Genomic DNA, 24007 nt, shown 5'->3' on the forward strand with positions numbered 1-24007 from the left:
GGCGTCCTAGAATCGCGCCCAGCACATGGCACGACGCCGGCTGGAAGGACTAGAACGGGTCCTGGGGGTCAACGCCCTCTTCTCGACCGCCTACGGCAACGTCGGCTCCTCGATCTATTACGCGCTCGGCCTCGTGGCGAGCTACGCGCTGGGCCTGACGCCGCTGGTCTTCATCATCACCGGCTTCTTCTTCCTGTGCACGGCGGCGAGCTACGCCGAGGCCACGACGATGTACCCGGAGGCGGGCGGCTCGAGCTCCTTCGCGCGTCGCGCCTTCAACGAGTTCTGGTCGTTCTTCGCGGCGTGGGCGCAGATGCTCACCTACGTGGCGACGATCGCGACGAGCGCGTTCTTCGTCCCGCACTACCTCGGCGGCCTGTTCTGGGACCAGCTCAAGCACTCGCCTGGCGACGTCATCTTCACGTGCATCACGATCGCGATCCTCGGCGTGATCAACATCGTCGGCGTCAAGGAGTCGACGGGCGTCAACGTGCTGCTGGCGGTCGTGGACTTCCTGACGCAGGTGCTGCTCGTCCTGCTCGGGTTCTTCCTGGTCTTCAACCCGCAGATCCTGATCGACAACGTCCACTGGGGCGTCGCGCCGACGTGGACGAACTTCGTGCTCGCGATCCCGATCGGCATGCTCGCCTACACGGGCATCGAGACGGTCTCGAACATGTCCGAGGAGGCCAAGGACGAGGCGACGACGATCCCGAAGGCGATCGCCCGCGTCCGCCTCGCCGTCTTCGCGATCTACTTCACCCTGCCCGCGGTCGCGCTGAGCGCGTTGCCCGTCAAATACGTCGACGGCCAGTACGTGACGCTGCTCGGCCTGCCCGAGGAGCAGGGCGGCTCGGCGGGCGACCCGGTGCTGGGCGTGGTGCGCGCGATGGACCTCGGCGCCCTGCAGCAGCCGATCGAGCTGTACGTCGGCCTGCTGGCGGCGACGATCCTGTTCCTGGCCACGAACGCCGGCCTGATCGGCATCAGCCGCCTCGTGTACTCGATGGGCATCCACCGCCAGCTGCCCGACGCGCTCAGGCGGCTGCACCCGAAGTACCGCACGCCGTGGATCGGGATCATCGTCTTCAGCGGCTTCGCGATCCTCGTCACGTTGCCCGGCCAGGCGAAGTTCCTCGGCAGCGTGTACTCCTTCGGCGCGCTGTTGAGCTTCACGATGGCCCATCTCGCGGTGATCCGGCTGCGGATGACCAAGCCGGACTTCCCGCGCCCGTACAAGGGCCCGGGCAACAAGGAGTGGCGCGGGGTGGACTGGCCGTTGTTCGCGCTCGCGGGCGGCTTCTTCACCGCGATCGCGTTCGTGGTGATCGTCGTGCTCAACCCGACCGTCGCCGCGTTCGGCGTTGGCTGGCTGGTCGTCGGCATGGTCGTCTACCTGCTGTTCCGCCGCCGCCAGGGGCTGGACCTGACGTCGACGCACAAGGTCGCGATCCCGCAGCCGGTCGTCGACCACGAGGCCGAATACGACTCCGTGCTCGTGCCGATGGAGGAGTTCGACGAGGCGGTGCTGGCGACTGCGGCCAAGCTCGCGGCGCGCCGCCGGCGGGGGATCCACGTGATCGCGATGGTGACCGTGCCGAGCGCGCTGCCGATCGACGCGCCGATGCCGGACGCCGAGGCCGCCGCGCAGTCGCTGATCGAGCAGGCGCGGGTGATGGCCGGCGCGCGCGTCTCCGGGCACGTCGAGCGCGTGCGCCGCGGCCAGGCCGGGCGCCGGATCATCGAGGAGGCGACCGACATGCGCGCGGCGGCGATCGTGATGCCGCTCCCGCAGCGGGTCAACGGCGCGTCGCTGTTCGGCAAGACGCTCGAGACCGTGCTCGCCGAGCGCCCGTGCCGCGTGATCATCGAGTCCTCGCCCGCGCCGGAGAAGGCGAAGGCGCGCGCTCTCGACCGGGCGAGCTTCGTATGAGAGGCACGCTGCTCCCGGTCCTGATGGTGATCGTCGGCGTCGCGCTGATCGTGCGGATGGCGATCCTCGGCACCGTCATCGGCGTCGTGCTCGGGGCGCTCTTCATCGCCGCCGGCGCGGGCCGGCTCTACCTCGAGAGGCGAGCATGAAATCGCAGCTCAAGCGGCAGCTGGGCTCGCCCGCGCTGTTCGGGATCGTCCAGGGCTTCATCGCCGCCTCGATCTACTTCTCGACCGGCCTGGTCGCGGAGCGGGCGCTCGGCCTGACCTGGGCGGTCTTCCTGGCCGGCGGCGTCCTGTTCGCCGTGATCGTGCCGTCCTACGTCGAGGGCGCCTCGCTGCACCAGGAGCGCGGCGGGGCGACCGTGATCGCCCGCTACGCGTTCAACGAGCTCGTCAGCTTCATCGCCGGGTGGGCGATCTGCCTCGACTACCTGATCCTCGTCGCGCTCTGCGCGTTCGCCTCGACCGACTACCTCGGCCTGTTCTGGGACGGCTTCAACGACGGGCTCGTCGAGTTCCTGACCGCGAGCGCGATCGTCCTCTACGTCGCGCTGATGGCGATCCGCGGGGCCGGCGCGCTGCACTTCGAGCGCGCGGCGTTCATCGTGCTCGGCGACCTGATCCTGCAGCTGCTGCTGGTCGCGTTCGGCATGGCGCTGATCTTCCAGCCCGAGGTGCTGACCGACCCGACGTCGATCGCCGGCGCGCCGTCGCTGGAGGACATGATCTTCGCGTTCCCGCTGGTCCTGGTGGCCTTCAGCGGCATCGACGCCTCCTCGGGCCTCGCCGGCCAGGTCGCGATCGGCCGCGCCGGCCTGCGCCGCCTGATCGGCGTCCGGCTCGTCGCGGCGATGGTGCCGTACCTGGGTATCGCGCTCGTCGCGAGCGCCGCGCTGCCCCCGACCGACGGGAAGTGGGTCGAGGCGCCGCTGATCGGCGTCGCCGACGCGTTCGATCAGGCGTGGCTGCGCGAGCCCGCGAAGTACCTCGTGGCGATCTCGGCGCTGCTGATCCTCGTCAGCGCCTCCCAGGCGGCCATGCTCGGCCTCTCACGGCTCGGCTACGCGCTCGCGGTCAACCGACAGATCCCGTCGAAGATGGGGTCGCTCTCGCGGTCGCGGGCGACGCCGGTCGGGATCATCGGGTTCGGCGCCGTTTGCGCGATCGGCCTGCTGATCCCAGCCGACCTCGAGTTCCTCGCCGCGATCTGCGCGTTCGGGGCGACGATCGCCTTCACCATCGTGGGCGCCTCGGTCGTGCGGCTGCGCTACAAGGAGCCGACCCGCGACCGTCCGTACCGGATGCCGCTCAACGTGCCGTTCCGCGGCGGGTCGCTGCCGGTCCCGGCGGCGCTGTGCGTCGTGATGTCGGTCATCGCCTTCGTCGCGTTGCTCGTCGAGCACGGCAGCGCGCGCTGGGTCGGCGTGATCTGGATGCTCGCGGGCGTCTCGCTCTACCTCGGCTACCGGCTGTCGCAGGGCAAGTCCGTCCTGAAGCGCGTGACGGTGCCGGAGGCGGCGCTGACGCGGCGCGCCGCCGAGGCCGAGTTCGGCTCGATGCTCGTCCCGGTCCTCGGCACCCCGCTCGACGACGACATCATGCAGACCGCGGGCCGGCTGGCGATGGAGGAGAACGAGGACGAGGGCGAGGGCGGCGCGGTCATCGAGGCGCTGTGGATCTTCGAGGTGCCGATGTCGCTCCCGCTCGACACGCGCGTGCCCGACTCCGAGCTCAAGCGTGCCCGGGCCGCGTTGAACCGCGCCAAGGCGGTGGGGGAGGAGTACCAGGGGGTCGAGGTCGCCACGGCGGTCGTGCGCGCCCGCAAGGCCGGGCAGGCGATCGTGCGTGAGGCCAAGCGCCGCGGCGTCGAGGCGATCGTGCTGGCCGCGGAGGAACCGACCCGCGTCGGCGGCGGCCTGCGGCTGGGCGGCAAGCCGGGGCTGCACGACACCAGCGTGGGGGAGACGACCCGCTACGTGGTCAACAAGGCACATTGCCGCGTGATCCTGACCGCGCCGCCCTCCACCCGCGTGCTGGACCCGACCGGGCCGGTGCCCGCGGACGCGCCGCTTCCGCTCGGCCATTCCGTCGGCGTGTCCGATTCCAACGGCTCTCGCTAGGCTCTCGCACGTGTTCGTACTCGTGGTCGGGGCGGGGCGCGTCGGAGCGGCGCTTGCCACTTCAGCGTTGGGCAATGGTCACATCGTGTCGGTCCTCGACGAGGACCCGCTCTCGCACGAGCGGTTGGACGTCGAGCTCGGGCGCTCCTGGGAGGAAGCGGGCGGCCGCTTCACGATCGGGACGGCGCTGGAGGTCGACGCGCTGATCGAGGCCGGGGTCGAGGAGGCCGACGTCTTCATCGCCTCCACCAACGGCGACAACACGAACCTGGTCGTCGCGCAGATCGCGCAGCGCCGGTTCGAGGTCGACCGGGTGATCGCCCGCGTGCTCGACCCACGCCGCGCGGCGTGGTACTCCGAGCAGGGCCTGCAGACGATCTGCCCGACGCAGATCGCGATCGAGCAGCTTCAACAGGCGGCGTTCAGCGAATAATGGACTCAGGGCTCTACGTCATCATCGCCGGCGCGGGCAAGGTCGGCTGGAACCTCGCGCGCGAGCTCCTCGAGAAGGGGCATGAGGTCACCTGCATCGAGCAGGACCGGCGCCGCTACCTGACCGTCGAGCAGGAGCTCGAGCACGCCGTCCAGTACGGTGACGCGACCGAGCTGTGGGTGCTCGAGCGCGCCGGCATCCAGCGCGCGGACCTCGTGGTCGCGGTCACCGGCGACGACGAGGACAACCTCCTGATCTGCCAGGTCGCCAAGGAGAAGTACCTCTGCGAGCGGATCATCGCTCGCGTCAACAACCCGCGGAACCTGGACCACTTCAAGCTGCTCGGCATCCAGCCGGCGGTCAGCGCCACGGATCTGATCCTGCGCCTGATCGAGCACGAGGTGCCGCGCTACGGCCTCGTCCACCTGCTCGACCTGCCGGAGGAGCGGCTCGAGATCATCGAGCTGGTCGTGTCCGACGACGCCCCCGCGGCGGGGCAGGCGATCGCGCAGATGGGGCTGCCGGACGGCGCCCTGGTGATCTCCGTGCTGCGCGGCGGCTCCGGGTTCGTGCCCAAGGCCGACACCGTCGTCGAGGCCGGAGATGAGGTTCTCGTGGTCCTCGATCCGGGAATCGAGGACGACATCACCGCGAAATTCGTCGGTGAGAACGGTCGCGGATAGCGGCTAAGGCTCCGTTCCCGTACCATTCGCCACTAAGAGAGATCTCGCCGCCGCCGGAGCGGTTACCCCCCGCTCCGCCTGCGAACAAGGGCACCCCTCCGCCCTGGGCCCAGTGGGCATTGGCGGCGCGAGCGGCAGGCCGTCCGTCCCTTCCCCGGGACGGGCGGCCCTCCGCCGCACCCCGGATCAGACAACAGCTCGTGAAGGTCGGATGATCGGGGTGGGGCGGTGGGGATGTCTGCCGTTACTACGCTGTGTGCCGCTCGAACGCGATGCTTGAGCGGTCTTCAACCGGGCGCTGGCGCGGCTCAGGCGGTTCGCCGAGCAGGAGCCAGCCGCCGTCGGGACGGCGCTCGACCTCGCCACGCGCGATCAGCTGACCGAGCGCGGTGGTGACCGAGGGGCGACGCGCGCCGACCATGCCGGCGAGCGTGCGGTGCGGGAGCCGTAGTGAGACGACCACGCCGTTGGACGAGACCCGCCCCCAGCGCTCCGCCAGACACCACAGGAGTGCAAGAAGCCTGTCATCCACGCGGGTCAAATGGGCGATCGCTTGCATCACGACCAGCCGTTCGGCACGACGGGCCGCGCGCTCGACGAGCGACGCGAAGATCTCAGGCCACTGCGCGGCTCGCACCGCGAGCGCCTGATCGATCACAGCGAGCCGCACGGTGGAGAGCGCGCTCCACTCGACGGTGCGGGGCAGCAGGACCTCGGCGTCCCGATCCTCCCAGGCTCTGAGGAGGTCGCCCGGGCCGAGCAGCTCGGCGCACGGGTGGTCGCCGACGATGGCCTCTCTGACGAGAAGGCCGTCGAGGACGAGCAGTCCGATCGGATTCGTCCCTCCGGCAAGCGCGCGTGCGGGCGACCACGGGCCGCGCGGCACGTCGATCGCGCGGGCGAAGAGACGTTGACTGACCTCGCGAACACGTCGCGGATCGAGCCCGCGGGCGAGCTCGGGGTCTGCTTCGAGAAGCTGTACGGAGCCGTTACCGGCGTCTGGCATTACGAGCGAACCCTCGTCGTTCGAAGGGAGCGGGCATCCCCACTGGGCCGACCTGCAATGTAGCGCTGAGAATACCCGTGTGGAAGGACATCGGACGGGGCAGTCCGCTGACGTCGTCCTATACTGCAGCGCCGACCCGTTGCCGGGTGGTGTAATTGGCAGCACGCCAGATTCTGGCTCTGGTAGTTGGGGTTCGAGTCCCTGCCCGGCAGCTTTGACCGGTTCGGTCACCATCGCGGAGCGTTTCAACGGTCCGCCGGGGACCGGCAACGGTGGCTACGTCTGCGGGCTCGTCGCGAGTGAGATCGGGACGAGCGCGCAGGTGAGCCTCTTTCTGCCGCCGCCGCTCGGCGTGCCGCTGACCCTGCAACGCACCGTTCCGGGCATCGTGCGGCTGTTGAACGGCGACGCGGTCGTGGCCGAGGGCCGCGACGGCACGCCCACCGTCTCGCTGCCCACGCCGCCGTCGGTCGAGGAGGCCCGCGACGCCTCGTCGCACTTCCAGGGCTTCGAAGAGCACGCGTTTCCCACCTGTTACGTCTGCGGACCGGAGCGCCCGGACGGCCTGCGGGTCTTCCCGGGGCCGCACGACGGCGGGCTCGCCTGCACCTGGACGCCCACGTCGCCCGACCCGGCGTTCGTCTGGGCGGCGCTCGACTGCCCGTCCGGCTTCGCGTGCATGCCGCATGGGTCGGCGAGCGTCCTGGCGTCGATGACGGCGCTCGTGCCCGCGCCGGTCGACGTCGGCCGCGAGTACGTGATCAGCGCGTGGAAGATCTCCTCCGAGGGCCGCAAGCATCGCGGGGCGTCGGCGCTGTTCGACGACTCCGGCGCCGTCGTGGCCTATGCGGAGGCGCTCTGGATCACTTTGCGGACTCGAACCGCGTAGCGGCTCCAGCGCTAGGGTGGCGCGGCGGTGCTGCTCACCCTCACCACCACCCACCGGCCGGCGACCGACCTCGGCTTCCTCCTGCACAAGCACCCGGAGCGCGTGCAGCGGTTCTCGTTGCCGTTCGGGGCCGCGCACGTCTTCTATCCGGAGGCGTCGGAGGAACGCTGCTCGTGCGCGCTGCTGATGGAGGTCGACCCGGTCGGGCTCGTGCGGCGCGGGGCGTCCTCCTTCGCCCTGGCCGAGTACGTCAACGACCGGCCGTACGTGGCGTCCTCCTTCCTGTCGGTGGCGATCGTGACCGTGTTCAAGACCGCGATGCAGGCGCCCGACCACGAGCCGTGGCCGTTCGTCGCGTCCGTTCCCGCCGTGCGCGGCTCCGAAGAGCTGGTGCGGCGGCTGTTCGAGCCGCTCGGCTACGCGGTCTCGGTCTCGGGGTTCGGCCGCTACGTCGCGTTGGAGTTGACCGCGACGGTCCGACTTTCGGCGTTGCTCACCCATCTGTACGTGCTGCTGCCGGTGCTCGACGACGAGAAGCACTATTGGGTCGACGACGCCGAGGTGGAGAAGCTGCGCCGGCGCGGCGAGGGGTGGCTCGACACGCACCCGGAGCGCGAGCTGATCGCTCGCCGCTATCTGAAGCACGAGCGACGGCTGTTCGCGGAGTTCGTCTCGCCGCGCGAGGAGTCGCTCGAGGAGCGCGTCTCGCTGCGCGACCACCGGCTCGGGGCCGTGCAGGCGGCGCTGAAGGCCTCCGGCGCTCGTCGCGTCCTCGATCTCGGGTGCGGGCCGGGCGCGCTGCTGGAGCGGCTCGTGCGCGACGGCTACGAGGTCGTCACGGGCGTCGACGTCTCGCCGCGGGCGCTGGAGATCGCCGCGCGCCGCGTGCGCGGTGACGTGACCCTGCTGCAGAGCCCGCTGACGTATCGCGACAAGCGGCTGCGCGGGTACGACGCGGCCGCCCTGGTCGAGGTCATCGAGCACCTCGACCCGCCGCGGCTCGCGGCGCTCGAGGCGAACGTCTTCGGGTCGGCGCAGCCGTCGTGCGTGGTCGTGACGACGCCGAACGCCGAGTACAACCGGATGTGGGAGACGCTGCCGGCGGGGACCTTCCGGCACCCGGACCACCGGTTCGAGTTCACGCGGGCGCAGTTCGCCGCCTGGGCGGCCTCGGTCGCTGAGACGCACGGCTACGAGGTTCGGTTCCTGCCGGTCGGGCCGGAGGACGCTGCCGTGGGCGCGCCGACGCAGATGGCGGTGTTCTCACGATGAGGATCGAGCTGCCGGAGCCCTGCCTGGTCGTGCTGATCGGCGCCACGGGGTCGGGGAAGTCGACGTTCGCGGCCACGCACTTCCTCGCCTCCGAGGTGGTGTCGTCGGACTTCTGCCGGGCGCTGGTCTCCGACGACCCCAACGACCAGAGCGCGACCGACGACGCGTTCGCGGTGCTGCACGAGATCGCCGCGCGCCGGCTGCGACGCGGCAAGCTGACGGTCGTCGACGCCACCAACGTCCAGAAGGAGTCGCGGGCGGCGTTGCTCCGGGTCGCGCGCGAGCACGACCTGTTCGCGGTGGCGATCGTGCTCGACACGCCGGACGACGTGTGCGCGAAGCGCAACGCCTCGCGGCCGGACCGCGACTTCGGCTCGCACGTCATCCACCGCCAGCGGCGTGATCTGAAACGCTCGTTGAAGTTCCTCCAGCGCGAGGGGTTCCGGCGGGTGTCGATCGTGCGGCCGGACGACGAGGTGACGATCGCGCGGGCGCCGATGTGGACGGACCGGCGGGCCGAGACCGGCCCGTTCGACATCATCGGCGACGTCCACGGCTGCTTCGACGAGCTGGTCTCGCTGTTGGCCTCGCTCGGCTACGTGGACGGAGTGCACCCGCAGGGGCGCCGGTTGGTGTTCGTCGGCGACCTCGTGGATCGTGGGCCGGGCGTCGTCGACGTGCTGCGGCTCGTGATGGGACTCGACGACGCCATCGTCGTCCCGGGCAACCACGACGCCAAGCTCGTGCGCAAGCTCTCGGGGCGAGACGTGCAGATCACGCACGGCCTGGCCGAGTCGTTGGAGCAGCTCGGCGGCGAACCGCCGGAGTTCGTCGACGCCGTGCGCGAGTACCTGCATGGGCTCGTGTCGCACGCGGTGCTGGACGGCGGGCGGCTGTGCGTCGCGCACGCGGGGATGCCCGAGCGCTACCAGGGCCGCGGCTCGCGGCGGGTGCGCGAGTTCGCGCTGTACGGCGAGACCACGGGGGAGACCGACGAGTTCGGCCTGCCGGTCCGTGGCGCGTGGGCGTCCGACTACCGCGGCTCGGCCGTCGTCGTCTACGGGCACACGCCCGTGGAGACCCCCGAGTGGGTCAACGACACGATCAACATCGACACCGGCTGCGTCTTCGGCGGCGCGTTGACCGCGCTGCGCTGGCCGGAGCGTGAGCTGGTCTCCGTGCCCGCGGCGCGTGAGTACTACGCGCCGGCGCGGCCGTTCCGTGCGGTCGAGTCGCGTCCGGAGCACCAACTCGACGTGGATGACGTCGCCGGCAAGCGGATCGTGCAGACGCGGCTGATGCGCTCGGTGACGGTGCGCGAGGAGAACGCCGCGGGGGCGCTCGAGGTGATGTCGCGGTTCGCGATCGACCCGCGCTGGTTGGTCTACCTGCCGCCGACGATGGCGCCGACGGCGACGTCCTCGCTCCCTGAGCTGCTCGAGCACCCGGCGGAGGCGTTCGCGGAGTTCCGCGCCGAGGGGATCGCGCGGGTCGTGTGCGAGGAGAAGCACATGGGCTCGCGGGCGATCGCCGTGGTCTCCCGGGACCCTTCGCGGTTCGGGCAGGCTTCCGGCGCGGGCGCGATCTACACGCGCACCGGCCGCGCGTTCTTCGACGACGGCGAGTCGGTCCTCGATCGGTTGCGGTTGGCCTGCGAGCGCGCCGGCCTGTTCGAGACCCTGCAGTCGGAGTGGGTCGTGTTGGACTGCGAGATCCTCCCGTGGTCGGCCAAGGCGCAGGAGCTCATCGACCGCCAGTACGCGCCGGTGGGTGCCGCGGGCTCGGCGGGTCTGTCGGCGTCCGTCACGGCTCTCGAGGCGGCAGCCGCGCGGGGCCTGGACGTGGGCGAGCTGCTCTCCGAGTCGCGCGATCGCCTCTCGCGTGTGTTGCGGTATCGCGACGCCTATTCGCGCTACGTCTGGCCGGTCGCGGACGTCGCCGACCTGCGCGTCGCCCCGTTCCATGTGTTGGCGGCCGAGTCCGGCGTGTTCGTCGGGCGCGACCACGGCTGGCACCTCGAGCTCTGCGACGCGCTGGTCGACGCCGACCCATCGTGGGTCCGCCGGACCGACCGCCGCGTGGTCTCACTCACCGAGCCGTCGTCGGAGGCCGACGCGATCGAGTGGTGGACGGCTTTGACGGCGGACGGTGGCGAGGGCATGGTCGTCAAACCGTGGGACTTCACGGTCCGCGGCCGCCGCGGCCTCGTCCAGCCCGGCATCAAGGTCCGCGGCCACGACTACCTGCGGATCATCTACGGCCCCGAGTACGACGCGCCCACCCAGCTCCCACGCCTGCGCTCCCGCGGCCTCGGCCGCAAGCGGTCGCTGGCAGCGCGGGAGTTCGCGCTGGGCGTCGAGGCGCTCGAACGCTTCGTTCGTCGTGAGCCGTTGTATCGGGTGCACGAGTGTGTGTTCGCCGTCCTGGCCCTCGAATCGGAGCCGGTCGACCCGCGCCTCTGAACCTAAAGGGGCCTGACCCCTTTAGGTTCAGAGCGGTTTCGGCGTGGGTGTCCAGCCGAGGGACTCGGCATGCGGCTTGAGGACGCCGTTCACGAAGCGCCCTTTGGACGGGGCGACGAGGAACTCCTCGTAGAGCATCTCCGAGCAGGGGAACGTGTAGTACTCGTGGCTGTCGGCGAAGACGATCTCCAGCGCGTCCGCGCGGTAGCGATAGCGGTCGATCGCGGCGGAGGAACTGGGCTGCCAGTCCACGCGACGAACAGTAGCCCGCTATGCGGCGGCTTGTTCGCGCCAGTCCTCGTGGAGGCGCCAGTAGGCGCCGCGCAATGCCAGGAGCTCGTCGTGGGAGCCCTGCTCGACGATGCGACCGTGTTCGAGGACGACGATCTGGCCGGCGCGTTCGATCGTGGAGAGGCGGTGGGCGATGACGATCGCGGTGCGACCGGCGAGCAGACGGCGCAGGCCGGCCTCGATCCTGGACTCGGTGTGGACGTCGACGTTGGAGGTCGCCTCGTCGAGCACGAGGATGCGGGGGTCGGCGACCAGCGCGCGGGCGAAGGCGACGAGCTGGCGCTGGCCGGCCGAGAGCTGGATGCCGCGCTCGCCGACGGGGGTGTCGTAGCCCTGCTCGAGCCGGCCGATGAACTCGTCGGCGCCGACGGCGTGCGCCGCGGCGCGGACCTCGTCGTCACTGGCCTCCGGCCGGCCGAACGCGATGTTCTCGCCGATCGTGCCGCTGAACAGGAACGCCTCCTGGGGGACGATGCCCATCTGCGAGCGCAGGGAGTGGGCGGTGACCTCGCGCAGGTCGTGGCCGTCGACACGGACCGCGCCGGCGGTGGGGTCGTAGAAGCGGGCGACGAGCTTGGCCAGCGTCGACTTGCCGGCGCCGGTCGTGCCGACGAGCGCGACCGTCTGGCCCGGCGGGACGTGCAAGGTCACGTCGTCCAGCGCGGGCGCGCCCTCGCCGTAGGCGAAGGTCACGCCGTCGAGCACGATCTCGCCGCGCAGCCGCGGCAGGTCGATCGCGCCAGGCGCGTCGACGAGCTCCGGCTCCTCGTCGAGCAGCTCGAAGATCTTGTCCAGCGCCGCCATGCCCGACTGGTAGGTCGTGTAGAGCTGCGAGAGCTGCTGGATCGGGTCGAAGAAGTTGTTCAACGCGGCGAGGAAGGCGACGAGGACACCGATCGTGATCTCGCCGTTGATCGCCTGGATGCCGCCGTAGAGCAGGATGCCCGCGCTGGCGATCGCCGACAGCAGCTCGACGCCGGGGAAGTACGCCGCGTTCAGGTGAACGGTCTTCATGTTCGCCTGGCGGTTCTCCTCGTTGAGCGCCTTGAACTGCTCGAGGTGGCGCGGCTCCTGCGCGAACGAGCGCACGACCCGGATGCCCGACAGGGTCTCCTGCAGGTAGGCGGTGATCGCGGCGACCTTCTCGCGCGTCGCGCGGTAGGCGTCGGCGCTGACGATCCGGAACACGAACGACGCGATCCCGAGGATCGGGAACACCGTGTAGGTGATCAGGGCCAAGCGGGCGTCGAGGGTGAAGAGGATCACCGCGGTGCCGATCAGCGTCAGCGACGAGCCGAAGAGCGTCACGATGCCGTCGCTGACGAGCGTGTCGAGCGCCTCGACGTCGTTGGAGAGCCGCGAGATCAGCACACCCGCCCGCCGGCGCGAGTAGAACCCGACCGACATCGTCTGCAGGTGCGCGAACAGCTGGATCCGCAGGTCCTGCAGCGCCCGCTGCCCCACCCAGCCGGTCATGTACGTCTGCACGTACGTCGCGCCCCAGTACACGACCGCGGTGCCGAGGAACGCGACGACGATCCACGCCAGCGCGGCCATGTCGCCGGGCACGATGCCGTTGTCGATCGCCAGCTTGGCCAACGGCGGCGGCGCCAGCGCGGCCGCGGTGGCGAAGAGCAGCGCGACGAACATCACCGCGACGCGGGCGCGATACGGCCGCAGCAGCACCGCGAGCCCCCGCACCTTGCGCCCGCGCCCCGACGTGGCGCGCCAGCGCCGGACGAGGTCGTCGCGCCGCGAGAGCGGCGCCGCGGTGTCGCCGCGCGCCGCCGCGTCTCGCCGCGCCCGCTTGTCGTCGCGCGGGCTCACAGGCCCGCCACCTTCTCGATCGGATCGCGGTTGAGGAAGACCTGGTCCGGCAACCCCTTGGTCGCGATCTCGGCGTACAGGTCGGACTCCTCGAGCAGCTCGTCGTGGGTGCCGCGGGCGACGATGCGGCCCTGCTCGAGCACGACGATGTCGTCGGCGAGCGCGATCGTCGAGAGCCGGTGGGCGATCACGAAGGTGGTCCGGCCCTCCATGACCTCGCGCAGCGCGGTCTTGATCTCGCGCTCGGTCGTCGCGTCCACGGACGACGTGGCGTCGTCGAGGATCAGCACGCGCGGGTCGGCGAGGAACGCGCGGGCGATCGCGATCCGCTGGCGCTGCCCGCCGCTCAGGGTCAGGCCGCGCTCGCCGACGCGGGTCTCGTATCCGTCGGGCAGCTCGTCGATGAACCCGGCGGCTTGCGCGCGCCGCGCCGCGAGCTCGATCTCCTCGCGGGACGCATCCGGCCGGGCGTACGCGATGTTGCCCGCGACGGTGTCCGAGAACAGGAACGGGTCGTCGTCGACGACGGCGATCGCGCCGCGCAGGTCGACGATGTCGACGTCGCGGACGTCGGCGCCGTCGATGAGCACCTCGCCGGAGCGGGGGTCGAAGAGGCGCGGAAGCAGCTGGACGAGGGTCGATTTGCCCGAGCCGGTCGCGCCCACGAGCGCCACCGTCGACCCCGCCTCCACCGTCAGGTCGATGTGATGCAGGGAATGCGGCCCGTCGCCGTAGCCGAAGGTGACGTCGCGCAGCTCGACGCGCCCGCGCCCGGCCGGCAGCGGCGACGTGCCGGACATGATCCGCGGCTCGCGGTCGAGGATCTCGAGCAGGCGGGCGCCCGATGCGGTCGCGCGCTGGGCCATCCCGAGCGCGACGCCGAACATCCGCATCGGCCCGATCAGCATCAGCAGGTACGTGTAGAACGCGGTGAAGTCACCGAGCGTCAGCGACCCGTTGATCACCTGGTGCCCGCCGACGAGCAGGATCACGGCCAGCCCGAGGTTCGGCAGGAACGCGAGGAACGGGTTGAAGAAGGCCTGGAGGCGCGTGGCGCGCATCGCCTGGTCGAACACGCGCCCGACTTTGAAGCGGAAGCGGTCGAGCTGGCGCGGCTCGGCGGCGAAGGCCTTGACCACGCGCACGCCGGAGATGTTCTCCTCGACCTCCGCGGTGACCTCGCCGATGCGCTGCTGGACCTCCTGCAGCGCGGGGCGGGAGCGGTGGCCGTAGATCGTCGCCACCAGGACGACGAACGGCACCGGGATCAACGCGAGGGCGGCGAGCCCCGGGGAGAGGAAGAACATCGCGACCGCCGCGAGCAGGATCGTCAGCCCGGACTGGAGGATGAACACGAGCCCGTAGCCGAGGAAGAAGCGCACAGAAGAGAGGTCGACGGTCGCCCGCGACATCAGCTGGCCGGTCTGCTGGTCCGCGAAGAACCCGAGCTCGAGCTTCTGCAGGTGCTCGTAGAGCAGCGTCCGCAGGTCGAACTCGATCGCCAGCGACACCTGGCCCGCGATCAGGCGGCGCATGACCGAGAGCCCCAGTCTCACCAGCGCGACACCGACGACCCCGATCGCCAGCGTCCGCAGGCCGGCGGTGTCGTGGTTGGAGATCTGATCGACCGCCCGCCCGGTCAGCCACGGGATGGCGACGGTGCAGACCATCGCCAGCGCCGCGAGGAGCAGCGACCAGAAGACACCCCGCTTGTAGGGGCGTAGGAAACCGAGCAGTCGACCAAAGGTGTGCAAGCAACTAACACGTTAGACGGCGGGCGTCCCGGCCCGGCTCCGCTTTTAGACCTAGGACCGGGGTACACTCGCGCCTCGCATGACCGACCCGATCGTTCTCCGCAACCGTTTCGCCATGGTCAAAGGGGCCTGGGACGAGCAGCTGCGCGGCGTCCCGTTCCCCTCGCTGGGCGAGGGCACGGCCGAACAGAAGATCGAGCGCCTGGAGCTCGCGCTGGTCGACGAGATGCGCCGTCGCGCCACGCCCGAGACCGCCGAGCAGGTCGCCGACGCCATGTGGGGCATCGTCCACGCCCGCCCCGACGATGACCCGGTCAAGCTTCGCGTGACCCGCCATCACGAGGAGCTGGCGAAGCTGGGCCACCGCCGGATCTAGGCTCGAACCCGTCGCACCGCGCGACGGGAAGCCGCGGATACTTGGCGTACCCGGGCTCACCCGCGAGCCCGCGCTCGCACATCGAGAAGACCGACCCGCGGGTGTTCGAGATGACGCGCTGGTGCGCGCATCCCCAACACAACCCTTGAGGGACGCTGCCTGGAGGTCGGATGATGGGTCAGCGGTCGAGCAGGATGCCCGAGGAGCCTTCGCTGATCTTGAACACGTTCGAGTTCGTGAGCGTCTCGACCGTGTCCGACTCGGCGCCGGAGAACGAGTCGGTGTTCGGCGCCTTGGCCCCGAGCGTCTGGCCCAGCGGGACCTGCAGCTGCGGCTTCAGGTCGCCCGGCCGGTAGAACACCGCGTTGATCGGCGTCGACGAGGAGGACGAGGAGCCGGTCGCGGCGGCGAGCGCGGCCGCGGTGGCGTCCTGCGTGGTGGGCGGGGGCGGCGGCAGCACCGCGATCACCGACTCGGCGTCGGGCAGGTAGCGGAAGGTGTACAGCGCGAGCTCGAGCGCCTCGCGATGGATGACCCGCAGGCGCGACTCGGACGGCTTGCCACCCAGGATCGAGTTGTTCTCCCCGAGCCCGTTGAGCGTGTAGAGGACGGTGTTGCCTTCGATGTCGACGATCGGGCCGCTGGACGGCCGCAGCGTGATCGGGACCGTCGACGGGATCGGCGTCCCCTTGACCTGGACGAGCTGCTTGCCGTCCGGGTGTGTGTACTCGGCGCCGACCTTCTGCGCGATCTCCGCGGCGCCGCCCTCGAGCGTGGTGTCCGACGGCTGCCAGCGCGACCAGTTCGCCGCCAGGCCCTCCTGGCTCGAGCGCGTGCCGCCGCCGTCGGCGATCAGGATCACCACGACGAGCGCCACCGCGATGAAGACGCCCGCGAGCGCGCCGAGCAGGAAGCCGAAGCGGTTGCGGAACTGCGACGGTCCGGGCGGCGGCGACTTCTCCGCCGGCTCCTGGACGCTCAGCGGCGTGGGCTCCGGCGGCAGCTCGACGAGGTTCGGCGTTCCGTCCGGCGACTGCGGACGGCCGGCCGGCGAGGGAGGCGGGATCAGATCACGGGCCATGCGGAGTCATCCAGGACGTCGATTTCGGGCTTTTGCAGACGCTGCTCGTCGAGCAGGTTGGTGACGTCGTCGCCGTACATCTCGCCCTCGGCGATCAGGCGCTCGGCGATGCGCTCGGTGGCATCTTTGTTGAGCTTGATCGTCTCATAGGCGATCACGAACGCCTGGCCGAGCAGGCCGGCGGCGAGCCTGCGCTTGCCGGGATCGCCGAGCGCGACCCCCGCGAAGGTGCCTTCGCCCATCGATGCGCGGCTGAGGATCTTGGTGCCGAGCGCCTCGAAGCGCTCCATGACCTCTTTCTCGGCCTTCTTGCACGCGTCCGGGTCGGCGATCCGGTCGGAGAGGTCGATCGGCGTCGGCGCCATGCCGGACGCGCCGACCATGTAGGCGGCCTGGTTGGTCGCCATGCCGAGGTCGCCGCCGACGCCGTTGGTGTTCTGGCCGTAGAAGACGATCTCGGCCGACATCGCGCCGAGCACCCACATCAGCTCGCCGAACTCCTCGGAGCGCCAGGAGCCGAAGCGGTCCTCGATCGCCATCGCCTGGTGGTGGCCGCCGCTGCGGCCGCGCTTGCGGATCGAGAGGCGGGTGGAGAGCAGGTTCTCCATGTAGACGTGGCTGCAGACCGCGTGCCCGGCCTCGTGGATCGCGGTCGCGCGCTCCTCGTGCTTCGGGTAGGGCTGGCCGATGGCGACGCCGGACTCGACCGTGGTCATCGCCTCGAGCAGGTCGATGCGGCTGAAGGCGACGCGGCCGTTGGAGTGCGCGTACGTGAGCGCCAGCGAGCACGCCTGGTCGATCATCGCGGGCGAGTAGCCGCTCGTGATGCGGGCCAGCTCGTCACGCGCCCGCGGCGTGTCGAGGTCGTCCTCGTGGTCGACCTTGTGCAGGTACAGGTCGAAGATGTCGCGCCGGTCCTCCCACGTGGGCGTGCGGAAGTAGATGTGGCGGCCCATCCGGCCCGGGCGGGTGAGCGCCGGGTCCAGCGCCTCCAGCGGCACGTTGCACGCGCCGATGAAGTAGACCTCTTCCTTGCGCGGCTTCGGCTTCGGCAGGCGGATCTTGCGACCCAGGACACGCTGCGGAACGATGTACATCGCGTCCAGGAAGGTGTTGAACTTGCGCGTGAAAACGCGCTTCATGAACGGCGGATCGTCGATGCCGTCCATGACGACGAGCAGCTGGTTGAGCGCCAGCCCGCCGCCCATGCCCATCATGCCGCCCGGCATGATGTTCGCGAGCGCGTTGTTGAGCTTCTCGTAGATCCGCGGGTAGTGCTGGCGCGGCGGTTCGGCGCGGGCGGTGAACAGCTTGTCGCGCCAGGCCTTGGTCTCGAGCACCAGGTCGCCGGTCGAGGTCAGCGCGCCCATCGAGCCGAAGAAGTTCGTGTCGTGCAGCGTGCCGGTCTCGAGCGGCTGGAAGCCCGTCCCCAGCGAGGAGCGGCGCAGGCCGACGGCGTCGATCTCGTCGATGAAGACGATGCACTGGCCGCCCCACTTGGCGGCCATCTTCTTGGCCTTGCGGGCGAGGAAGCGCACGATCACCGCGTCCATGCCGATGAACGTCTGCGCGAAGCCCGAGCCGGGGATCGTGACGAACGGGCAGTTGAAGGACGTCGCGATGGCCTTGGAGAGCATCGTCTTGCCGGTGCCGGGCGGCCCCATGAACAGCACGCCGCGCTCACGCTTGCCGCCCGCCTTCTCGAACTCCTCACCCGACTGCCAGAGCGAGACCACGCGGGTGATCTCCTCCTTGGCCTCGACCTGGCCGCGGACGTCGTCGAGCTTGACGCCCCAGTCCGCGTCGCCCGGCTCGTACGTCTTGATCTGGAAGATGCCCATGATCACGAGCGGGCCGAACAGGATCAGGAAGTTGAAGAGCATGAAGATGACGAGCGTCCCGCCGAGCTGGATCGCCGTCACGACCGCCTTGGGCGCCGAGGTCACGATCGTGCCGATCGCGTCGATCATCGACTCGTGGTTGGACCGCGAGACGAAGTAGGTGACGATGATCAGGACCAGTCCGACCCAGAACCACACCTTGAACTTGTGGCGCCAGTACCAGAGCCGGCGCCGCGAGACGACGTCCTGCTCCTTCAGCGCCGCCTCGGCGCCGTACAGCGCGGGCGACGGGATCAGCTTGTGGGCGATCACGTCGACGCCGCCGCGGAAGATCACGACGCCGGCGAACGCGCCGAGCAGCGCCCAGTACCACGCCCAGTCGTACGTGCTGTAGAAGAGGAAGAACAGCGCTGGCGACGTGAGCAGCGCTACGGTCGTCGCGACCCGGCCGAGCATGCGCCATTCGCGCGCAAGCGAGATTGCCTGGTCATTGACGCGCCGCTGCAGACGCGGGGGCTCTTCCCTCATATCGCTGAGTGTACGCGCAAGGTTTTGGCCCGGATGTCCTTGTTTAAACGCCTCTTAGGAGAGGACGGATGTCCTAGCCGAGGGTGCGTTGGAGCGCCAGAACACGTGATGCCGACGCCATTACCAGAGCCCGGAACGACTTCGATGAGCGCGCCTCTTTGAGCAGCGCCCGGTAGGCCCGGATCCACGATCCCTGACCGGTCGTGAGCACGATGTCGTTGCCCGCGCGGATCGAGCGGACGGCGACCTCCTCGGTCGGCCCTGTAGCGCGCACGGCCGCGGCCTCGGCGCTGTCGGTCATGACCACGCCGCCGAACTGCAACTGGTCGCGCAGGAGGGTTTTGAGGATCGTGGGCGACTGCGACGCAATGTGGCGCGGATCCAGTCGCGGGTAGACCGCGTGCGAGCTCATGACGATCGGCACCTTGGCGGCGATCGCGGCCTTGAACGGCCCGAGGTCGGCCTCCGTGGGCGCGCCACCGCGGATCGTCGCCGAGCCCTGGTCGGTGTTGACCGTCGCGCCGCCCAACCCCGGGAAGTGCTTGACCGTCGGCTTGACCCCGCCGGCGAGCCACCCGCCGATCGCGGCGCGTGTCGCGGTCGCCACGCGGGCCGGATCGCGCGAGAACTCGCGTCCGCCCATCGCGGCGTCGTCGACCGAGGGGACGTCGGCAACGGGCGCGAGCGAGACGTTGATGCCCGCCTTGCGCAGGGCGATCGCGGCCGCCTTGGCGTCGCGCCCCGGGACCTGCGCGCTCTGCGGCGGGGTGGGTGGGGCCCAACTCACGTTGCGTATGACCCCACCTTCCTGGTCGGTGCAGACGATCGGCGTCGCGCCACCCGCCTTGCCCGACTTGCGCAGCGCCGCCGTCAACTTCGCGAGCTGTTCCGGCGACGAGACGTTGTCCTTGAACAGGATCGCGCCCGACGCCCAGCCGTTGTGCAGCACCTTGCGCACGTAGCTCGGAACGGTGGTGCCGTTGAAACGCAGCACCACGAGCCGCCCGACCTGCTGTTCGAGCGAGAGCTTCCCGACCGGATCGGCGCCGGGGGTGGGGGACGCGGTGGGCGCCGTGGTGGCGTCCCCCGGGATCTGCGCCGCCTCCGTGACCACCTGGGGCTCCTCGTGCCCGCCCGCCGCGCCGAACGTCACGCCCATGGCGAACGCGGCGCCGGCGGCGGCGAACACGGCCGCGCGGCGGCGGCGGACTGCGGCGGCGGTCGGCACGGCCTCACATGATGGTGGGGCGCACCGACTGACCCGTGCGCTTCCATTCCGCGTACTTCTCGCGCAGGCACGCGCCGCAGGGCCGGTAGCCCGCCGCGATCGCCACCGACTCGTCCTTGAAGAACACGCGGTGGCGCGGCTTGAAGCCGCGCCGCAGCAGGCTCAGCGCGACCGGGCAGTCCATGCGCCCGTACACGCGCGTGCGCGAGTGGCCGCCGAGCAGGCCCTTCTCGGTGCTCTGGTACCGCTCGCCGGCGGCGTTCGTGAGCGTGTAGGTCTTCAGGCGTCCTGAGGCGTCTTGAACTCGCCGCCGTCGATCAGCTCGATCCGGTAGCCGTCCGGGTCCTGGACGAAGCAGATCCGCCCGACCTCAGGACGTCCGCCCGGAGCGAACGGCGGCTTCTCGGGCTCGACGCCGATCTTCGACAGCTCGGCCAGGAGCGCGTCGAGGTCGTCGACGGTGAGCGCGATGTGGTTGTAGCCGTCGCCGAGGTCGTACGGCTCGGTGCGGCCCATGTTGACCGTCAGCTCGAGCGTGTCGGTGTCGCCCGGCAGGCCCATGTAGACGTTGTACGCCGTCTCGAACTGCAGCTTCCCGCGACGCTCGTAGCCGAGCGCCTCGTAGAACGCGACGGACTTCTCCTCGTCGATCACACGCACGCAGGTGTGGACGTAGCGCTTCGCCATCGGCCGAACGGTAGCCGACGGGTTTGAGCTGCGCGTTTCGGGGGATGTGTCATTTCCGAGACATCCTCCAAGGAGAGAGGAACGGGAACAGTGCAGGGCTTCGGCCTCATCATCGAGGAGCTCGATGCGGGCGCGGTGCGGATCGCGCTGCGCGGCGAGCTGGACCTCGCTCACGCGTACACGTTCGACGAGGAGTTGCGCCGTGTCGAGGAGGCGCGGCCGACCTGCGTCGTCCTCGACCTGCGCGAGCTCAGCTTCCTGGACTCGTGCGGGCTCGCCCGTCTTCTGGCCGCCCGCCGTCGGGCACGCAAGGCCGGGCACCGGCTGCTGCTGGTACGCGGCCCGGCAGCGATTCAGCGGCTGTTCGCCCTTTCGGCGGTCGACGAGGCGTTCGAGATGGTGTCGGACATCCCGATCGCGCTCATGGCAGCCAGCGATCCCCCGCCGGTGTCACCACCAGTTCGTGCGTGAACGCCCGCGGGCTCTGACCAGCAAGGTATTCCACGGCGCGCGCGATCTCGGCTTGGTCAGCTGATTCGTTCTCGGGCCTTCCGGCGATGAAGGCCGCGGTCTTGGGCGAGTCGATCGTGGCGTCGACGATCAGCAGCGCGACGTGGATGCCGTCGGCGCGCAGTTCTTGGGCCGCGGCGTGGACGAGCGCCCGCGTCGCGGCCGCGCCGGCGGCCCACAGGCCGCGCCCGGCCATCGCCCGCCGCGCGCTTCCGCCGGTCACCTGGATCAGCGTGCCCGCGCCGGCGCGCACGCCCTCTGACAGGAAGACGAAGGCCTGCTCGGCGACCGCCCCGGTCCAGCCGCGGAAGTCCTCGAGCTCGGCTTCCTTGAGCGAGCCCCCGCCGAACGGGCCTTCCCGGGTCGGGCGCGCGGCGGAGACGGCGTTGACGATCACATCGATGCGGCCCAGCTCGCGCTTGGCCTGCTCGAGCGCGCCGCGCAGCTCCTCGGGGTCGGACGCGTCGGCCGAAAGCGGAAGCCCGCCCGCGCCGCGGACGGTCTCGAGCGTCTCCGGCGAGCGGGCGATCGCCGCCCCGCGCCAGCCGTTGTTGAGGTGGTGACCGAGGATCGCGCCGCCGAGGTTGCGGGCGCCGAGGACGACTATCGAAGGCATCAGCTCGGCACCTTACGCCTGATCGGGAACTGGGCCACCGCGATCCCCGCGACCACGAGCAGCGCGCCGCCGACGGCCAGCGCGGTCACCTGTTCGTCGCGCACCAGCGCGCCGAGCGCCAGCGCGCCGAACGGGATGATCATCGAGATGAACGAGACCGTGACCGCGGGCAGCTCGCGCAGCAGCACGGTCAGCGTGACGAACGTGAACCCGGTGCCGAGCGCGGCGAGGTAGACGATCGAGCCGATCGACTGCGGCGACCAGACCGTCGCGCCCCAGTCCTCGGTGCCGGCGCTGACGGCCAGCAGGACGAGACCGCCGATCACCATCGCCCACCCGTTCATCACCAGCGGGTCGGTCGCCGCGCCGCGCTTCTTGATCGCGACGTTGCCGATCGCGGAGGCGATCGGGCAGAGGATCACCGCCAGGGTCGCCAGCGCGGTGTGCTCGCCCTCGCCCAGGTCCAGCGACTCGCTGAACGCGACGACGAGGCCGCCGAGCGCGATCCCGACGCCCACCAGCAGCCGTGGACGCAGCGGCTCCTCGGGCAGCGTGGCGGCCGCGATCAGCGCGACGTAGAGCGGCAGGACGCCGAACAGGACCGACGTCAGCCCGGAGGTCACGTACTGCTCGGCCCAATAGATCAGTCCGTAGGTGGTGGCGAACGGGAGCAGGCCGACGGTCGTCGAGAGGACGACGTCGGTGCGCAGCGAGCGGCCCGTCGCGGCGGCGACCACGAGCAGGCCGACGCCGGCGAGCGAGAAGCGGATCCCGGCGCCGAAGAACGGGGCGATGTCCTCCAGGCCGACGGCGATCACGACCCATGTGCTCGACCAGACGAGGACGCAGGCGGCATAGAGAGTCCAGACGAGCGGGCGCGACACGGCGCGAAGAGGGTATGACTCCCGTTCGTGAGGACCGCTCTGATGATCGAGGGCCAGGAGGACGTGACCTGGGAGGACTGGGTCGCGCTGGCCGAAGCCTGCGAGCGCTCGGGGATCGAAGCGCTCTTCCGTTCGGACCACTTCGTGTCCGTCTTCGGGGCGAACGAGCACGGCTCGCTCGACGCCTGGGGGACGATCAACGCGCTGGCCGCCCGGACGACGAAGCTGCGGTTCGGGACCATGGTCTCGCCGTCGAGCTTCCGCCACCCGTCGGTGCTGGCCAAGCTCGCGGTGACCGCCGACCACGTGAGCGGCGGGCGGATCTCGCTCGGGCTCGGCACCGGTTGGTCGGAGGTGGAGCACACCGCCTACGGCTTCCCGTTCCTGTCGATGAAGGAGCGCATGGACGTCCTCGAGGAGCAGCTCGAGATCATCCATGACGGCCACTTCGCTCCGGGTCCCTTCAGCTTCAAAGGGAGGTATTACGAACTGAACGACCTGCAGGCGCGGCCTCAGCCGCTGGGGCACCTCCCGCTGATCATGGGCGGCGCGGCCGGCCCGCGCGCGGCGCGCCTCGCCGCCCGCTATGCCGACGAGTACAACACCGTGATGCCGACGCTCGAGCAGGTCGCCGAGCGCAAGGGAGCGATCGACGCGGCCTGCGAGAAGGCCAGCCGCGAGCCGATTCCGTTCACGGTGATGACGACGTGCGTGATCGGCGAAGACCAGCCCGACTTCGCGCGCCGGCTGGCGGCGTTCCGCGAGCAGACGGGCTCGGATCCGGACGCGACGACCGCCGTGATCGGCACGCTGCACGAGGCGCGGGAGCGGCTGGCCGAGCTCGAGGCCGCCGGCGTCTCCGGCATCTACCTGCAGCACCTCCTGCACCGGGACATCGAGATGGTCGAGCTGATCGGCGAGCTGTGAGCGACGACGACGACTGGACCGGCACGCCGCCCGAGGGCCGCCACACCCGCGACCAGGCCGACCCCGGCTACTGGGCGCGCCAGTGGAAGGGCTCGGCGATCACGGGCGGCGTGATCCTGATCCTGATCATCATCGTCCTGATCCTGGTCCTCACCTAGAGGAACCGCGCCGCGTCGGCCTCGTCCACCTGGCCGTAGTACTCGGCCCGCGCGGACCGGATCGCGGCGGCGATCTGCGGCCGCCAGCGCTTGCCGAGCCAGGCGAACCAGGGCGCCTTGAGCGCCCACGGCACGGGGCCGGAGATGCTCAAGAGGCGCTCGATGCGGCGGTCGGGCGCGCCCGCGATCAGCGCTTCCCACGCGTCGGTGACCGTCGTCTGGTCCTCGAAGAAGTCGACCCAGAGGGAGTACGAGACGGTCTCGGCGAGGCGCTCGTCGTCGCCGTCGAGCGCGTCCGCGTACCCCTCGTACAGCCGCTCGCGATCGGCCGGGGCGAGGTCGTCGACGTGCCACTTGAACGGCATCGTGCCCGCGTAGCAGGGCATCTCGCGGAGGATCCGCAGCGCCAGCTCGAGCCGCTCGCCGAGCGGGGCGTCGTGGTCGTCCCAGACTCCTGCAGATCGTGCGGGACCATCTCCAGTTCCTTGGGCCACACGTT

Annotated in this window: 24 protein-coding genes and 1 tRNA gene; 13 read left to right on the forward strand and 12 right to left on the reverse strand. The window is 70.4% G+C overall.

Annotated features, from left to right (window positions below; translation table 11 throughout):
* Positions 1-25 precede the first annotated feature (25 nt).
* Genes G569_RS53160 through G569_RS0131465 form a run of 5 tightly spaced genes read left to right on the forward strand, consistent with a single transcriptional unit; the run spans position 26 to position 5171 of the window.
* On the forward strand, positions 26-1933 hold the full coding sequence (locus G569_RS53160; RefSeq protein WP_053227249.1) for an amino acid permease: 1908 nt from the start codon (positions 26-28) through the stop codon (positions 1931-1933).
* Positions 1930-2082, forward strand: a complete 153-nt coding sequence (locus G569_RS63205; protein ID WP_157592450.1) for a hypothetical protein — start codon at positions 1930-1932, stop codon at positions 2080-2082. The genes G569_RS53160 and G569_RS63205 overlap by 4 nt, the downstream gene beginning before the upstream one ends.
* Positions 2079-4055 (forward strand): amino acid permease, encoded by a 1977-nt coding sequence (locus G569_RS0131455; protein WP_028066360.1) that lies wholly within the window; start codon positions 2079-2081, stop codon positions 4053-4055. Before G569_RS63205 ends, G569_RS0131455 begins: the two co-directional genes overlap by 4 nt.
* A 10-nt stretch (positions 4056-4065) precedes the next feature.
* Positions 4066-4488, forward strand: coding sequence for a potassium channel family protein (locus G569_RS53165; protein ID WP_037500395.1), 423 nt, complete (start codon positions 4066-4068; stop codon positions 4486-4488).
* Positions 4488-5171, forward strand: coding sequence for a potassium channel family protein (locus G569_RS0131465; RefSeq protein WP_037500398.1), 684 nt, complete (start codon positions 4488-4490; stop codon positions 5169-5171). Before G569_RS53165 ends, G569_RS0131465 begins: the two co-directional genes overlap by 1 nt.
* 247 nt (positions 5172-5418) lie before the next feature.
* Here the strand turns inward: G569_RS0131465 and G569_RS0131470 are convergent, their stop codons facing one another.
* Positions 5419-6177, reverse strand: coding sequence for a helix-turn-helix domain-containing protein (locus G569_RS0131470; RefSeq protein WP_157592451.1), 759 nt, complete (start codon positions 6175-6177; stop codon positions 5419-5421).
* A 140-nt stretch (positions 6178-6317) separates the two neighbouring features.
* Between G569_RS0131470 and G569_RS0131475 the strand changes: the two genes are divergently transcribed.
* From G569_RS0131475 to G569_RS0131490, 4 genes are all read left to right on the forward strand, one after another.
* A tRNA-Gln gene (locus tag G569_RS0131475) sits at positions 6318-6389 on the forward strand.
* A gap of 110 nt (positions 6390-6499) precedes the next feature.
* Positions 6500-7066, forward strand: coding sequence for a hypothetical protein (locus G569_RS0131480; protein WP_211233141.1), 567 nt, complete (start codon positions 6500-6502; stop codon positions 7064-7066).
* 27 nt (positions 7067-7093) lie between these two features.
* Positions 7094-8338, forward strand: coding sequence for a 3' terminal RNA ribose 2'-O-methyltransferase Hen1 (locus G569_RS0131485; protein ID WP_028066364.1), 1245 nt, complete (start codon positions 7094-7096; stop codon positions 8336-8338).
* Complete coding sequence (locus tag G569_RS0131490; RefSeq protein WP_028066365.1) at positions 8335-10800, forward strand: polynucleotide kinase-phosphatase; 2466 nt, start codon at positions 8335-8337, stop codon at positions 10798-10800. The genes G569_RS0131485 and G569_RS0131490 overlap by 4 nt, the downstream gene beginning before the upstream one ends.
* A 27-nt stretch (positions 10801-10827) precedes the next feature.
* Here G569_RS0131490 and G569_RS0131495 read toward each other — a convergent pair whose 3' ends face one another.
* Genes G569_RS0131495 through G569_RS0131505 form a run of 3 tightly spaced genes read right to left on the reverse strand, consistent with a single transcriptional unit; the run spans position 10828 to position 14672 of the window.
* On the reverse strand, positions 10828-11052 hold the full coding sequence (locus G569_RS0131495; RefSeq protein WP_028066366.1) for a KTSC domain-containing protein: 225 nt from the start codon (positions 11050-11052) through the stop codon (positions 10828-10830).
* A gap of 18 nt (positions 11053-11070) precedes the next feature.
* The gene (locus G569_RS53170; protein WP_084285844.1) at positions 11071-12918 is read right to left on the reverse strand and encodes an ABC transporter ATP-binding protein; all 1848 of its coding nucleotides are present in this window, start codon (positions 12916-12918) and stop codon (positions 11071-11073) included.
* Positions 12915-14672, reverse strand: a complete 1758-nt coding sequence (locus tag G569_RS0131505; protein WP_028066367.1) for an ABC transporter ATP-binding protein — start codon at positions 14670-14672, stop codon at positions 12915-12917. The genes G569_RS53170 and G569_RS0131505 overlap by 4 nt, the downstream gene beginning before the upstream one ends.
* 79 nt (positions 14673-14751) lie before the next feature.
* Between G569_RS0131505 and G569_RS0131510 the strand changes: the two genes are divergently transcribed.
* Entirely contained in the window at positions 14752-15048 is a 297-nt protein-coding gene (locus G569_RS0131510; RefSeq protein WP_028066368.1) for a hypothetical protein, read from the forward strand.
* A 178-nt stretch (positions 15049-15226) separates the two neighbouring features.
* On the opposite strand, the gene G569_RS0131515 is transcribed toward G569_RS0131510, so the two are convergent.
* The 5 genes from G569_RS0131515 to G569_RS0131535 all read right to left on the reverse strand — a co-directional run bounded on the left by G569_RS0131515 (position 15227) and on the right by G569_RS0131535 (position 20413).
* A complete protein-coding gene (locus G569_RS0131515) occupies positions 15227-16129 on the reverse strand; it encodes a hypothetical protein (RefSeq protein WP_028066369.1) in 903 nt (300 codons plus the stop codon).
* Positions 16114-18498 (reverse strand): AAA family ATPase, encoded by a 2385-nt coding sequence (locus G569_RS0131520; protein ID WP_084285846.1) that lies wholly within the window; start codon positions 18496-18498, stop codon positions 16114-16116. The genes G569_RS0131515 and G569_RS0131520 overlap by 16 nt, the downstream gene beginning before the upstream one ends.
* A gap of 73 nt (positions 18499-18571) precedes the next feature.
* Entirely contained in the window at positions 18572-19726 is a 1155-nt protein-coding gene (locus tag G569_RS0131525) for a glycoside hydrolase family 3 N-terminal domain-containing protein (RefSeq protein WP_028066371.1), read from the reverse strand.
* A gap of 4 nt (positions 19727-19730) precedes the next feature.
* Complete coding sequence (locus G569_RS66145; protein ID WP_211233155.1) at positions 19731-20084, reverse strand: Ada metal-binding domain-containing protein; 354 nt, start codon at positions 20082-20084, stop codon at positions 19731-19733.
* Positions 20006-20413, reverse strand: a complete 408-nt coding sequence (locus G569_RS0131535; RefSeq protein WP_028066373.1) for a VOC family protein — start codon at positions 20411-20413, stop codon at positions 20006-20008. The genes G569_RS66145 and G569_RS0131535 overlap by 79 nt, the downstream gene beginning before the upstream one ends.
* A 90-nt stretch (positions 20414-20503) precedes the next feature.
* On the opposite strand from G569_RS0131535, the gene G569_RS59390 reads away from it, so the two are divergent.
* On the forward strand, positions 20504-20884 hold the full coding sequence (locus tag G569_RS59390) for an STAS domain-containing protein (protein WP_053227251.1): 381 nt from the start codon (positions 20504-20506) through the stop codon (positions 20882-20884).
* Here the strand turns inward: G569_RS59390 and G569_RS0131545 are convergent.
* The gene (locus tag G569_RS0131545; RefSeq protein ID WP_028066374.1) at positions 20835-21539 is read right to left on the reverse strand and encodes an SDR family oxidoreductase; all 705 of its coding nucleotides are present in this window, start codon (positions 21537-21539) and stop codon (positions 20835-20837) included. The two genes, G569_RS59390 and G569_RS0131545, sit on opposite strands and share 50 nt — an antisense overlap.
* On the reverse strand, positions 21539-22423 hold the full coding sequence (locus tag G569_RS0131550) for a DMT family transporter (RefSeq protein WP_028066375.1): 885 nt from the start codon (positions 22421-22423) through the stop codon (positions 21539-21541). Before G569_RS0131550 ends, G569_RS0131545 begins: the two co-directional genes overlap by 1 nt.
* Positions 22424-22450: 27 nt before the next feature.
* Between G569_RS0131550 and G569_RS53180 the strand changes: the two genes are divergently transcribed.
* Positions 22451-23350, forward strand: a complete 900-nt coding sequence (locus tag G569_RS53180; RefSeq protein ID WP_169542286.1) for an LLM class flavin-dependent oxidoreductase — start codon at positions 22451-22453, stop codon at positions 23348-23350.
* Positions 23347-23508 (forward strand): hypothetical protein, encoded by a 162-nt coding sequence (locus G569_RS63210; RefSeq protein WP_157592452.1) that lies wholly within the window; start codon positions 23347-23349, stop codon positions 23506-23508. The genes G569_RS53180 and G569_RS63210 overlap by 4 nt, the downstream gene beginning before the upstream one ends.
* Here the strand turns inward: G569_RS63210 and G569_RS0131565 are convergent.
* Positions 23505-24002, reverse strand: a complete 498-nt coding sequence (locus G569_RS0131565; protein ID WP_157592453.1) for a hypothetical protein — start codon at positions 24000-24002, stop codon at positions 23505-23507. The two genes, G569_RS63210 and G569_RS0131565, sit on opposite strands and share 4 nt — an antisense overlap.
* Between the last annotated feature and the right edge of the window lie 5 nt (positions 24003-24007).

Origin of the sequence: Solirubrobacter soli DSM 22325 (assembly GCF_000423665.1) — a bacterium.
Taxonomy (GTDB): Bacteria; Actinomycetota; Thermoleophilia; order Solirubrobacterales; family Solirubrobacteraceae; genus Solirubrobacter; species Solirubrobacter soli.

Coding starts and splice junctions, on each gene's coding strand:
- G569_RS0131510 (WP_028066368.1), top strand. CDS start 14,752: ATGACCGACCCGATCGTTCTCCGCAACCGTTTCGCCATGGTCAAAGGG.
- G569_RS0131535 (WP_028066373.1), bottom strand. CDS start 20,413: ATGGCGAAGCGCTACGTCCACACCTGCGTGCGTGTGATCGACGAGGAG.
- G569_RS0131520 (WP_084285846.1), bottom strand. CDS start 18,498: ATGAGGGAAGAGCCCCCGCGTCTGCAGCGGCGCGTCAATGACCAGGCA.
- G569_RS0131465 (WP_037500398.1), top strand. CDS start 4,488: ATGGACTCAGGGCTCTACGTCATCATCGCCGGCGCGGGCAAGGTCGGC.
- G569_RS0131515 (WP_028066369.1), bottom strand. CDS start 16,129: ATGGCCCGTGATCTGATCCCGCCTCCCTCGCCGGCCGGCCGTCCGCAG.
- G569_RS0131490 (WP_028066365.1), top strand. CDS start 8,335: ATGAGGATCGAGCTGCCGGAGCCCTGCCTGGTCGTGCTGATCGGCGCC.
- G569_RS0131470 (WP_157592451.1), bottom strand. CDS start 6,177: ATGCCAGACGCCGGTAACGGCTCCGTACAGCTTCTCGAAGCAGACCCC.
- G569_RS63205 (WP_157592450.1), top strand. CDS start 1,930: ATGAGAGGCACGCTGCTCCCGGTCCTGATGGTGATCGTCGGCGTCGCG.
- G569_RS0131455 (WP_028066360.1), top strand. CDS start 2,079: ATGAAATCGCAGCTCAAGCGGCAGCTGGGCTCGCCCGCGCTGTTCGGG.
- G569_RS53160 (WP_053227249.1), top strand. CDS start 26: ATGGCACGACGCCGGCTGGAAGGACTAGAACGGGTCCTGGGGGTCAAC.
- G569_RS0131545 (WP_028066374.1), bottom strand. CDS start 21,539: ATGCCTTCGATAGTCGTCCTCGGCGCCCGCAACCTCGGCGGCGCGATC.